The 12,860-nt window shown below is 42.1% G+C and carries 5 protein-coding genes; 2 read left to right on the top strand and 3 right to left on the bottom strand.

Annotated elements, in window-relative coordinates; genetic code table 11:
- Positions 1-72 precede the first annotated feature (72 nt).
- Positions 73-2,055 carry a RagB/SusD family nutrient uptake outer membrane protein gene (locus tag JZY04_RS06730; RefSeq protein ID WP_005775605.1) on the bottom strand — a complete coding sequence of 661 codons (1,983 nt, stop codon included), beginning with the start codon at positions 2,053-2,055 and terminating at the stop codon, positions 73-75.
- Positions 2,056-2,067: 12 nt separating this feature from the next.
- On the bottom strand, positions 2,068-5,253 hold the full coding sequence (locus JZY04_RS06725) for a TonB-dependent receptor (RefSeq protein ID WP_122141644.1): 3,186 nt from the start codon (positions 5,251-5,253) through the stop codon (positions 2,068-2,070).
- Between the two features lie 184 nt (positions 5,254-5,437).
- Here JZY04_RS06725 and JZY04_RS06720 point away from each other — a divergent pair, with 184 nt between their 5' ends.
- Complete coding sequence (locus JZY04_RS06720; protein WP_181996253.1) at positions 5,438-9,523, top strand: two-component regulator propeller domain-containing protein; 4,086 nt, start codon at positions 5,438-5,440, stop codon at positions 9,521-9,523.
- A 75-nt stretch (positions 9,524-9,598) separates the two neighbouring features.
- Here JZY04_RS06720 and JZY04_RS06715 read toward each other — a convergent pair whose 3' ends face one another.
- Positions 9,599-11,044, bottom strand: coding sequence for an MFS transporter (locus tag JZY04_RS06715; protein WP_122141645.1), 1,446 nt, complete (start codon positions 11,042-11,044; stop codon positions 9,599-9,601).
- A 456-nt stretch (positions 11,045-11,500) separates the two neighbouring features.
- Here JZY04_RS06715 and JZY04_RS06710 point away from each other — a divergent pair, with 456 nt between their 5' ends.
- Complete coding sequence (locus JZY04_RS06710; protein ID WP_044300043.1) at positions 11,501-12,850, top strand: alpha-L-fucosidase; 1,350 nt, start codon at positions 11,501-11,503, stop codon at positions 12,848-12,850.
- The last annotated feature ends 10 nt before the right edge of the window (positions 12,851-12,860 follow it).

Raw genomic sequence — 12,860 nt, 5'->3', positions numbered from 1 at the left:
GAAAGAAACAAGACCTCCCCGCACTTTTTTGAGGAGGTCCTGTTGGTTATCGGATATCTAATCTACTGAAAACTAATCTCCATCGGGGAGACTGCTGGTTTCTATCTTCCATCCCGGATTTTGATAAATTGTGGAGGTGGTATAGTCTGTAGACCCTTCTTCTGCTGTTGTCAAACGGAAGTGATCGAAGGCTATCGGATTCAGGTATTTATTCTGGTTCCAGTTATAGCCGTTATAGGCTATGTTATTTGTATTGATCCGGTAAGGACGCAGGTACTGGCTTTCTGATTTTGCTGATACATTGGCATTGGCGTTCCCTGATTCTATCAGGTTAATAACAGAGAGAGTGACGTCTGCTGTTGGTGCCGGATTGGGAGTTGTGTAGCGTTGATAGTTTTCGCTCCACAAATCGAATCCTTCAATATGATAATTTTGCATCATATCCAGTGCGCGCCAGCGTTTCAAATCGTTCAGACGAAGCCCTTCGGCTGCAAACTCAATACGGCGTTCCCGACGGATGTTATACAGAGTGTTTGATACGAACTCTGAACCGGAATAGCGGGCAAAGTCCAGTTCCTTACTCAAATCTGTCGCATTGATTGTTTTCTGATAATCGGTATCCATTCCTGCGCGGCTGCGGAGGGCTTTCCAGTATTTATCACTGTTGGCATCGAGTGAGTTATTCAGTTCATAATCTGCTTCCATATAATTCAGGTATGCTTCTGCAGCCCGGAATACAACGCATGCTGTAGTTGAAGGCAGAGTCGGACCTTGTGCAGCATCTGTTGTCAGTCCTTTTTTTACAGAATAGCCGGTAGGACATTTGTTTTCATTCTGTCCAAGTACAATTGGTGCACGGTAATAATAGCCATATCCTTTGACCAGATATTCGATATTGCTGCCTCCTTCTGATAATAGATCACCAGGTAATAAAGTATTGTATGTCAGACGTGGGTCACGGTCGGTTGCAACTGCTTCATAAGATTTATCTCCTTGATAACCGGAATTGCCAGCATAAATAGGTAATCCGTTTTCCATCAGGTAAGTTTGCATCATACTGCGTGTCCATCCTGTGTTACCTCCTCCATTACGCTGAATATATCCTACTACGAAGTGATTCACAGAAGGAGTCAGGCTGGCATCATAAGCTCTCCACAGTAATACTTCCGAAGCATTGCTTAATGATTGGCTGTTGAATAGTGACGGATAATCGTTGAACAACGGATACTTATCTGCAACAATTTGGGCGGCTTCTTTTGCCTCTGTCAAGAAGAATTTGATTTCAGAATCGATGTCAATCGTGAAATCCTTCAGATAATCCTTTTCTGCTCCTGGCCATCCTGGGCCTCCCGGAACGCGGGCAGTTCCTTTATGATACTTTTCCCAAGTGCCTTCGAAGAGAGCTACACGGCTTTTCAATAAAGCAGCACAATCTTTGTTTAGACGGTTACTCATAGGAGCAGTTGTTTTCATGTAGTAGTAAGCAGAATCCAGATCTTGTAAAATGAAGCGTGCCACTTCATTACGTGGGCGACGTTTACTTGCTTCCCTGACCGTTTCATAGTCTTCCGAAATCCATTGTTTTAGGATAGGGAAGTCTCCGAGAGCAACTAACTTGGTGTAATAAATGTAAGCACGGAAGAAATACATCTCTCCCAGATAATGCATGTTATTAGCTTCCGTTCCACTTAGTTCGCCAGCTTCCAGGCGAGGGCGTACTTTGTTGATGAAGTAATTTACATTTCGAATTTTACCGAAATCCCAGGCGCCACCACTTTGAGCTACACGAGTTTCTCCTTTTACAAACGAACTGTTGGGGTTACTTGCAGCTTGGTTATCACTGTTGTTATCAGTAGCAAATACTCCCATACTGTATTGTCCCGGAGTGTGGGATGGAAGTTGGTCATACAAATTAGCCGAATAAGCCGCCAAATCACTTTCTGCCAACAGATATTTGTCGGTAGGTACGGCATCCAATGGCTCTTTATCGAGAAAATCATTGCAAGAGCATAAAACACTTGCTAAACTAAAAATATATAATAGATTCTTTTTCATTATACTTGCTTTTTAAAGAGTTATATTTAAACCAAATGAAATAGTCTTTGACAATGGGTAGGTCTTTCCGTTACTGAATCCGTTACCGGCAGTTGCTTCAGGGTCGAACATATCGGCGATACCACTAATTGTAAATAAGTTCTCACCGCTGACATAAACACGGAGTTTTTCAATCTTTGCTTTATTCATCCAGGCTTTGGGGAATGTATATCCGATTTGCAGATTTTTCATACGCATATAAGCACCGTTCTGCAAATAGCGTGTTTGAGTCTGCTTGTTTTTGTTTCCTTTATCACCCAGATATGCTTTGGGATAGTATGAATCGACATTTGCTCCGAATATAGAAGTTGTGTTTTCAGGACGGAAATAATCGAGATGTTCGTCGAAACCTACAGATTGCCACTCGCCACCGTCTGCTCCCCAGAACATCGGACCGCTCAACCAAAGATCACGTTTCATGACACCTTGGAAGAACATCTGGACATCAAAGCCTTTCCAGTCAGCTCCTAAGCTCAATCCGAAACGAAAGCGGGGAGTACTGTTTCCGATTTTCTTTAAATCACCATGATCTGTTGCTGTACTATTTCCTTTGTCTACTACACCATCGCCATTGAGATCCCGATACATAATATCACCTGCTCCCCAGGCAGAACCTATCTTACTTTGGTCATTGTTAGCCAGCCATTCCGTCATTTGAGCATCTGTATGGGCAATACCTTCGGTTTCGTATCCCCATATTTCTCCGATAGTCATTCCATTGTAATAAAGGGCGTTGCCGTTTGCATCCCACAGAGCTTTAGAAGCGTTAGGATATGAAATGACTTTGGCACGGTTGTCAGAAAGGTTGAATCCTACATTATAGTTTACTTTTCCGATATTATCTCTCCAGTTAACCTGTAGTTCCCATCCTTTATTTTTTAATTCAGCATTGTTGGTGTTGGGTAGTGAAGTTCCTAAAATAGCACCTACTTCGGCTGCCGGTCCTACCATATCTTTGGTTCTGCGGATGAAGTATTCAAAAGTCATGTTCAGACGATTGTTGAACATGCCGAGATCGATACCGAAATTGGTATTATAGATTTTCTCCCATGTAAGTGTACTACTGACCATTCCGGGAACTCCGGCTGTTGTTGGCCTGCTGCCGTCCATTAGCCAGTTGCCACCGTTGGCTGTTACACTTTGTGTCAGATAGAACGGATAGTAAGAGTCTGTGTTCTGGTTACCTAACATACCCCATGAAACACGAGGTTTCAGTGTGCCAATAATATCGTTGATCGGTTCAAAGAATGATTCACGGGCTACATTCCATCCTAAAGAGAAAGAAGGGAATACATTCCAGCGCTGATCTTTCAAGAAGCGGGAAGAGCCGTCGTAACGAACATTCACTTCAGCCATATAACGGTCTTTATAAGCATAGTTGAGGCGTCCGAAGAATCCGGCTGTGGACCAGTCATTGTATTTGGAACTATTAATTTTGTCTTCTCCTGTCGCTGCACTGATTTCCGGAACAAGACTGCTGATTACATCAGGACGCTGGGCTGCAAGTTCGCGATAAATATATTCTTCGGTATTCATTCCGACCAATGCCTTGAAGTAATGGTCTTTTATTTGCAATGTGTAATCAGTATATACACTTGTTGTGTAAAAATTACTGTTTTGGTAGGCTGAGCGTGCAAAAGAGGATCCTGGAGAATAACTACCGCTGAAAGCCAATGCCAACGGGTTGCCGTTTACATCGTGCTCGTAGATGGGGTTTAGGTTTGTTTGTTTATTCTGGTTGATAACCCGCATTCCTGCTTCTGCATAGATATTCCAACCTTTCATAGGGTGAATCACCAATTGTCCCTGAAGGTAAATATTGTCATTGTGTGTTTTGGCACGTCCGCCGTCAGTCAATTGGCTGAGTTTACCATTCCTCATATAATAGCCGTTCGGGTCTTTAAAAGGCATCATAGGCCACATGCGGGCAATATCATGATAAAGGAGTCCACCTTCTTCAAGGTAAATAGGATTGTCAAGATCAAAACGGACGAATTTGGTGTTTATGTTGAAGTCTACGTATTTATTAATTTGCGCATTTACTTTTGCTGTTGCATTATAGCGTTTGTAATTATCGTTACCGTAACGGAGGTTACCGTCCTGATTTAGGTAACTGCCCGAAACGTAGTATTGCAATTTTTCTGTACCTCCGTTCAGGCTGATGTTGTGTTCATTTGACCAGGCCCATTGAAAATGCTTTTTCCACCAGTTTACGTTATCATTGGCTTTCTCGTGGAAATGCCAATTGTTGCCGTTAGCTATGGTAGTTGTTGTAATTTCACCTGCCATATACTTCTGGATACGGTCTATGGTCTCTTCATCAAATATTGCACTACCACCTTGGTTGATAGATGCTTCATTGAAATAATTGGCAAAACGATACGAATCGATTTGGTTAGGAAGATTAGTTGGTCCCGAATAGCGGAAACTGTTGTTGTAGTTTACCTGCATTTTACCCGCTTTACCCTTTTTAGTAGTGATCAGGATAACACCGAATGCGGCACGTGATCCATAAATGGAAGAAGAAGCGGCATCTTTTAGTACAGAGATGTTTTCAATGTCTTCCGGATTCAGATTGTTCATGTTACCTTCCATTCCGTCGATCAAGATAAGTGGTGAGGCACTTGATCCTTTACCAATAGTACCTGTTCCACGGATGTTTACGTTCATTGTTTGTCCCAACTGTCCTCCTAAATCAGGGGTGGACAGGTTTAATCCTGGAACTACTCCTTGCAGAGCTTGTCCCACCTGTGATACCGGGCGTGAAGCCAGTGCTTTGGTATCTACACTGGCAACGGCTCCGGTTAAGTTTACTTTCTTTTGGGTACCAAAACCGACTACCACTACTTCATCAAGTGTTTTTGAATCCTCACTTAATTCAATCCTGAAAGATGTTTGGGCACCATTGAGGGAAATTGACTGAGTTACGTATCCTATATAAGACACGTTTAATACACTTCCTTTTGCAACATTTTTTAGGGCGAACTCACCATCCAGATTTGTAACGGTTCCGTTGTTTGTCCCTTTTACTTGAACAGTGGCACCGATGATTGGCTCATTGAGCTTTTTGTCAATCACAGTACCCGTAATGTTGAATTGCTGTGCATACAATGAAGTGATGCCGAGCAGCAACATGAATAAGATTGAAATTTTTTTCATTCGTTTCTTATTTAAAGTTATACATAAGGTTTAATTACATGGCAAATTTACTGGGATTGCCAGATTGCGGGGGGACACGCTTATATCATTCAGCATACACGTTTAATTCAATGGCGTGTTTTTTTCAAATCTCTTTTGTATGTTTAGTCTTTATTTTGTTTATTTGCAGTAAATTGATATTATGATGAAGCAGCTAAATCTCTTTTTACTGATTCTGTTTGTATGTAGTTACCCGATTACTTCCGGTTATGCTTTTTTTGATAAAGATATTCGTCTGCTAACTATGCAAGATGGATTGGCAGATAATACCATTTCCTCGATTTATAAAGATGGGGATGGGTTTATGTGGTTCGGGACTAATAATGGTTTGAGCCGTTATGATGGTAAGTCAATAAAGAATTTCTCTCCTTCACAAGCATATATGCATGTTTCCGAGATCGTAGAAATGTCCGATCAATATTTGGGTATTATTGCCGGAAATATTTTATATTGTTTTAACCGGACAACAGAGACATTTATACCGGTTGTTTACGCAGCAGATTATAGTCGTGTATGTATCCCTCACATCATGCCTGCAGATGACAACTCTTTTTGGGCGTTTTCAGGGCATACATTATATTTATATACAAAAAAAGAGGTTAAGAATGAGAAGGGAGAAGTCGTCCAGATAAAATTGGAATGTGAGAAACAATATAAAGACCTGATTGATTCTACTGATGGTTTTTATGCAATGTGTTATGCTGATAACCATAAAACTCTATGCTTAATTACGGGACGGGGAACTTTAATTTTGTTTCGCCCTGAATCTTTGGAGCAGTCTAAAAAGGTGTCTTTATGGGAAAATAAAGTTTGGGATGTAACTTCCGTATTATATGATAAAGGAGTCGTCTGGATTTCTACTGTCGGGCAGGGCATCTTACGTTATCATGTTGCTTCCGGACATACAGACAGGATTACCTATCAGGAAAACAATAGGGATAACAGTCTTTCACATACTGATGTTTTTCGGGTTATTCCCATTAAAAACGATCGTTATTTAGCTGTAACTTGGAATGGGTATACCTTATTATTACAAGATAAAGATAACCCGGAAAAGATAACTACTGAAATATACAATAATACAGTTTCGCAACTTCACCGGAGTTTGGAAACAAGAATGATATCAGCGTATTATGATCCCAATGGCATTGTCTGGATAGGTACGAATGGGGGTGGAGTGATGTATTCTGATTTGCGGTCACAGTTTTACAACCAGTTTCATCAGGAAAGGCATAATGAAGTTTGTGGTATTGTTATGGATGGCAGAAAATACGTTTGGATGGCTACTTTCCATCAGGGTATTATGAAAAGTGAGCAGCCTTTTCAATCGGCAAGACGAATGAACTTTACTACTGTTGGCACTCCTGATGTCCGGAAAAGAAACACTGTCCTTTGTGCTATGAAGGACGATAAAAACTCGCTCTGGTTTGGGAACAGTGATGGAACATTGACTCTTTATGATGAAGCGACCGGAGAGTTTCGGTTGCAGTTTTTACAAGACAAGGGGAGGGTTAATACGGCCGCTGTATGGGCATTGTATATGGACGCTGACCGATGTTTATGGATAGGTACCAATAATGGAGTCTGGAAGTTAGACACTGATTCCGGAGTCTCCCAAAAAGTCCCGATTGCAAGGGCCTTTAAAGAATCTACCCAAGTTTATGTGCGGGCTATTGTTGGGACGAAGGATGGAGTGATCTGGTTGGGCACAAGCAACGTGGGAGTCTGTAAACTGAGAGTTGATTCGAAAGGTGAGATAAGTATAAAGACTGGTTATGAAAAGGCTGCGAATATACAAAATAGCTCAGTTCGTTCTTTATTGGTTTCTTCCGATGGTAATATATATGTGGGCTATATGGATGGTTTTGCCATTCTTTCACCTAAGACAGATGCGATACGAGAATACTATACGACTCGAAATGGATTGTGCAGTAATTTCATCGGATGTCTGGTCGAAGACCACCGAGGACATATTTGGCTGGGAAGTAATTCGGGTGTTTCTCGTTACAGCCGGCATCAACATCTTTTCTATAATTATTATATCAGTGGTAGTAACCGTTCTGCGTTGCTCGCCGATAAAACGTTATTTTTTGGTAATAATAAGTCGCTTACCTATTTTAATCCGGATGATGTGGATGTTCATCTGGCCGATGATCAGGTTCTAATTACCGGACTTGAGGTGGACAGCCGTCCTATTGGGATCGGTGATAAGATAAACGGGCAAATGATATTGGCAGCGGGTATTTCATATACAGGTTCGGTTACTTTGAACAATGAAAACCGGGATTTCGCTTTGACCTTCAATAATCTTTCTTATGCTGATGAACAACAAAAATATAATTACCGTTTGTTACCTTATCAAACGCATTGGTTGGTTTCTAACGATGGAGAGAAAGCGGCTTATACAAATTTGCCAGAGGGAGATTATACATTTGAGGTGAAAAGTATCTATCCTGACGGAAGGAATGGAAAGGTGACTTCGCTTCAGATACATATTTTGCCACATTGGAGTCGTACATTGCCTTTCCGATTATTTATTCTCTTGTTATTGGTTGGAATAGTGGCTTATTTGATCCGTTTGGTTAAACTTCGTCAGAGGCGCATGGAACATGAGATGCGAATGGAGCATGAACTCTTGACAGTAAATCTGGAGCGTGAAAAGGAGCGGCAGATCCGGATGGAGCGCGAGAACTTTTTTACAAGTGCCGCACATGAATTGCGTACTCCATTGACTTTGATTCTCTCACCTCTACAAGAGCTGTTGCAGTATATTAAAGCCTCCGATCCGTTATATAGCAAACTATATACCATGTATAAAAACGGAGCTTCGCTGCATACGCTGGTCGATCAATTACTCTATGTGCAGAAAATAGAAGCCGGAATGGTGAAACTCCGTTTATCAGAGGCGGATATTGTAGGATTAGTAAAGGAGGTAGCCGAGTCATTCCGCCAAATGGCAGGAGTGAAGGGACTTACGTTCAATGTACAGCTCCCGGATGATCCTGTTTATCTGTGGATTGATACGGAGAAAATAACTTCATCAGTCAGTAACCTGTTATCCAATGCTTTTAAATATACTTCGCCAAACGGAGAAGTTTTGCTTTCTCTGACCCGCATGGAGCGGGATGGAAAGGGCTTTTGCCGGATAACAGTATCAGATACGGGAACGGGAATTCCGGATGAATTGCAAAAACGTATTTTTGATTCTTTCATCACCGGCGATAATTCACCGGCTTTTTCGACCAAAGTCGGTATTGGATTGCGGATTGTGAAAAATACGATGGATCTGCATCATGGACAAGTCACTCTTGATAGTGAACCTGGGAAAGGTTCTACGTTTGTTCTATTGATACCGGAAGGTAAATCTCATTTTATCGGTGACTTATACGAAGTGGTGGATTATCATAAACATGAAATGGAGCCGCAATTTCAACCCTTGTCCGTACAGGAAAACACAGAAGGGGAGGTTCCGGTCACTAAAAAAACGCTTCTGATTATTGAAGACAATGTAGATGTACGTCAGTATATCCGTTCCTTGTTTGTAGCAAAATACACGGTACTTGAGGCTGCCGATGGTGAAGAAGGTATTCAAGTTGCCACAAAAGAAATTCCCGATTTAATTATTTCGGACGTGATGATGCCAGTCAAAGACGGATTTGCTTGTTGCCGGGAGATACGCGAACGACAAGAGACAGCCCATATTCCTATCCTGATGTTGACAGCCAGGGCAGAAGATGCAGATGTACTGCAAGGTTCTCGTAGCGGGGCGGACGACTATATGATGAAGCCTTTCAATCCAGAAGTGTTGAAAGCGAAAGTGGAGAATCTGATTCTTCAACGCGAACGCTTGAAACGGATTTATACCAAAGCTTTGATGCTGAAGCAGGAGCCGGCTGAAGATGAAGAGGCAGATGACGTATTTATGCAGAAACTTATTAATGTGATTGAGAAGAATCTGTCTGATGATAATTTTAATGTCAAGATGCTGGCCGAGCAACTTCACATGAGCCAGCCTACTTTGTACCGGAAGGTAAAGCAGCGTAGTGAGTTATCTGTAGTCGATATGATTCGAAGTATACGGGTAAGTAAAGCTGCTTCATTGATTATGGAGAATCGTTATTCCATTCAGGAAATCTCCGAAATGGTAGGATTCAGCGATGCCCGGACGTTGAGAAAGCACTTTACGGAACAGTTTGGTGTACCTCCTTCAAAATACATGGAAAGTAAATAAATAAAGAGTTAATTCTTCGTTCCTGAACAGGGGGGAAGAATTAACTCTTTATTTCAGTCTGCTATGTGCTTGTTTTTAATCCAATATGATGGGTTTATACTTGGGAACCAATGCCTTCATCACAATCCATCCAACGAGGTAGGCTACCGAACAGATGCAGAAAATTATAAAGTACCCGGCCGGTTTACCGATGAAGCCCATAAATACCATTTGGGTTATATCTGCATGTACAAACAGCTTACCGGCTGAATACTGGAGAATCATAGAACCCACTCCACCTGCCATGCCGCCGATACCGGTAATGCTGGCGATAGCGCTTTTGGGGAACATATCACCTACAGTAGAAAATATATTGGCGGACCAGGATTGATGGGCAGCACCTCCGATACCGATCATGATAACCGGAAGCCAGGGGGAGATGGTTCCCAGTGGTTGGGCGAGTAGTACCAACAGAGGGAAGAAGGCGAAAATCAGCATAGCTCTCATGCGGGCTGCATACGGGTTTAGTCCCGTTTTATTAATGATAATCGTGGGAATCTTTCCACCATAGATGGACAGCATTGTAATTGCGTAAAGAGTGAAAATCAGTGCCCGACCCAATCCTTCGGAGGTTTTTATATCAAATTGAGTGCTCAGGTAGGAGGGTGTCCAGAAGAGGAAAAACCACCATACTCCATCCGTCATGAACTTGCCGAATGCAAAAGCCCAGGTTTGTTTATACATAAAACATTGCCGGAAAGTCATGCCTTTCTTTTCCTTATCTTCTTTTGCGGGTATTGTTCCGTTCTCCTGTTTGTCTTGTTCGATATATTCGAGTTCTGTTTTGTTTACGAATTTGCTTTTAGAAGGAGCTGTATACATGAATATCCAGAACCCCATCCATATGAAACCGAGGGCACCGATGATAACAAACGCCATTTCCCATCCCCAGGCTTTGGCCAGTAATGGAATGCTTAAAGGAGCAATCAGAGCGCCGATAGAGGCACCGGCATTGAAAATGGAAGTGGCATACGCTCGATCCTTTTTCGGGAAATATTCGGCCGTTACTTTAATGGCAGCCGGAAAGTTACCCGCCTCACCAAGTGCCAGGATGCAGCGTGCAACCAGAAAACAATACATGCTTATAGTGGCGAGTATTACCACTACATCGCCTGTCGCCGCTATCAGTTCGGCTGCACTATGCATACCTACATACTCTTCGGTCACAACTCCACAAAATGCATGCATGCAGGCACCTACCGACCATACACCGATAGCCCAGAGATAGCCTTTCTTAGTACCCATCCAGTCGATAAACCGACCGGCAAAAAGCATACAAATGGCATATACAATGGAAAACACAGAAGTTATAATGCCGTAATGTGATTCGTCCCAATGAAACTCGGGCTTGATAAATTCATCCCAGGTCAACGATAGCACCTGGCGGTCGAGGTAGTTTATTGTTGTCGCGAAAAATAACATGGCGCAAATTGTCCATCTGTAGTTTGTCATTTTCCCCACAGTGTTTTGGAGTGTATTCATACTATTTGATTTAAAATTTTCCGGTTTTGTTTCGGAGCCAAAAATACGCATTATTTGATGTTATCCAATGATATTGGCTACTTATTTTCATACTTTCAGAGATTATTTTATGATATATTTATAAAAAGGAAGAATAAATGCGTTATCGAACACAATAAATATTGTTTTCGCACACGGTTTGTCTTACTAAAAAATAGGAACTACGTTTGAATTGAAAATAGACCGGACTTACTTTCTTGGGATGCGTTAGAGTACTTCCAATACGAAATAGACTTTAATGAAGCTTGAAATGTAAATAATATATGAAAACTTCAGGGCGCTGATTCCGGATTCGGTCCGGATTGTGGTATAGGCAGAGGATGTGCGGTTCGATTTTTATGTTTTTCCTTTTATTTTGTATTTCAAGATAGAAATTTTATCTTTGCCTTAATTGAGACAAAACATAATTAAAATAAAATGAAAAACAACCGATTGATCATTACCCTTATTGCCTTGTTTATTTTAGGGTTTGGGCTGAACGCCCAAACGGCTCCTACTGAGGAAACGGCTGCTCAGAAAGAGAAAAGAATGGAATGGTTCTCCCAGGCCAAGTTAGGAATCTTTATTCATTGGGGAATCTATGCTGTGAATGGAGTATCTGAGAGCTGGTCATTTTTCAACAATTACCTTCCTTATGAAGAGTACATGGCTCAGGAGAAAGGATTTACGGCATCGGCCTACAATCCTCAGGAATGGGTGAAACTGATTAAGGAAAGTGGTGCGCGTTACACCGTCATCACTACCAAGCATCATGATGGTGTAGCTCTTTGGGATACGAAGGTGGGTGACTTGAGTACCGTGAAAAGCACTCCTGCCGGGCGCGACTTGATTGCTCCTTTTGTGAAGGAGGTGCGCAAACAAGGATTAAAACTTGGATTTTACTATTCGCTGCTCGACTGGTCGCATCCCGATTATCCTAATAAAACCCGCACGGAAGTACGTTACAAAAACGATCCGGATCGTTGGGCTAAGTTTGTTAACTTCAATTTCGGACAGCTTTCTGAACTGAATAAAACCTGGAAGCCCGATCTTTATTGGTTCGATGGAGACTGGGAACAAACCGCTGAAGCCTGGGATTCGAAAGGGATCATCAATTTGCTGCGTTCCACTAATCCGAATGTTATAGTAAACTCCCGTATTCAGGGATATGGTGATTATGCCACACCCGAGCAAGGAGTTCCTGTGGTTCGCCCTGCCGATAAATATTGGGAACTTTGCATGACCATGAACGATTCGTGGGGCTATCAACATGCTGATACCAATTATAAAACTCCGTTCATGCTGCTGCGTACTTTTGTCGATTGCCTCAGCATGGGTGGTAATCTGCTTCTGGATATAGGACCGAAAGAAGATGGAACTATTCCTGCTGAACAGATTGCTGTTCTGAAAGAGTTCGGACGTTGGACGAAGAAGCATAAGGAAGCTATCTACGAGACGCGTGCCGGTATTCCATGTGAGCATTTTCAAGGGTATACCACACTGAATAAAGCAGGCGATATTCTTTACCTTTACTTACCTTATAAGCCAAACGGCCCGATTGAGGTGAAAGGGCTTGTCAATAAGGTGAACCGTGTATGGGTAGTGGGCAACGGAGCTATGTTGCCATACAAGGTTTATAACAAGAACTATTGGAGTGAGGTGCCGGGAAACCTCTATATCGATATTCCCGAACGTGTGCAGGATGAACAGATCACTGTGATTGCTGTGTTACTCGATGGTCCTATCAAGCTTTATCGTGGAGTGGGGCAAGTGATTGAAAGTAATTAAAAAATAAACC

Source organism: Bacteroides sp. 11BF (assembly GCF_019633765.1).
In the GTDB taxonomy this organism is placed as follows: Bacteria; Bacteroidota; Bacteroidia; order Bacteroidales; family Bacteroidaceae; genus Bacteroides; species Bacteroides hominis.
This window is presented reverse-complemented; position numbering and strand designations above follow the sequence as displayed.

Bases quoted from the DNA above. Each gene is read 5' to 3' on its own strand.
- JZY04_RS06715 (WP_122141645.1), bottom strand. From the start codon at position 11,044: ATGAATACACTCCAAAACACTGTGGGGAAAATGACAAACTACAGATGG.
- JZY04_RS06730 (WP_005775605.1), bottom strand. From the start codon at position 2,055: ATGAAAAAGAATCTATTATATATTTTTAGTTTAGCAAGTGTTTTATGC.
- JZY04_RS06720 (WP_181996253.1), top strand. From the start codon at position 5,438: ATGAAGCAGCTAAATCTCTTTTTACTGATTCTGTTTGTATGTAGTTAC.
- JZY04_RS06725 (WP_122141644.1), bottom strand. From the start codon at position 5,253: ATGAAAAAAATTTCAATCTTATTCATGTTGCTGCTCGGCATCACTTCA.
- JZY04_RS06710 (WP_044300043.1), top strand. From the start codon at position 11,501: ATGAAAAACAACCGATTGATCATTACCCTTATTGCCTTGTTTATTTTA.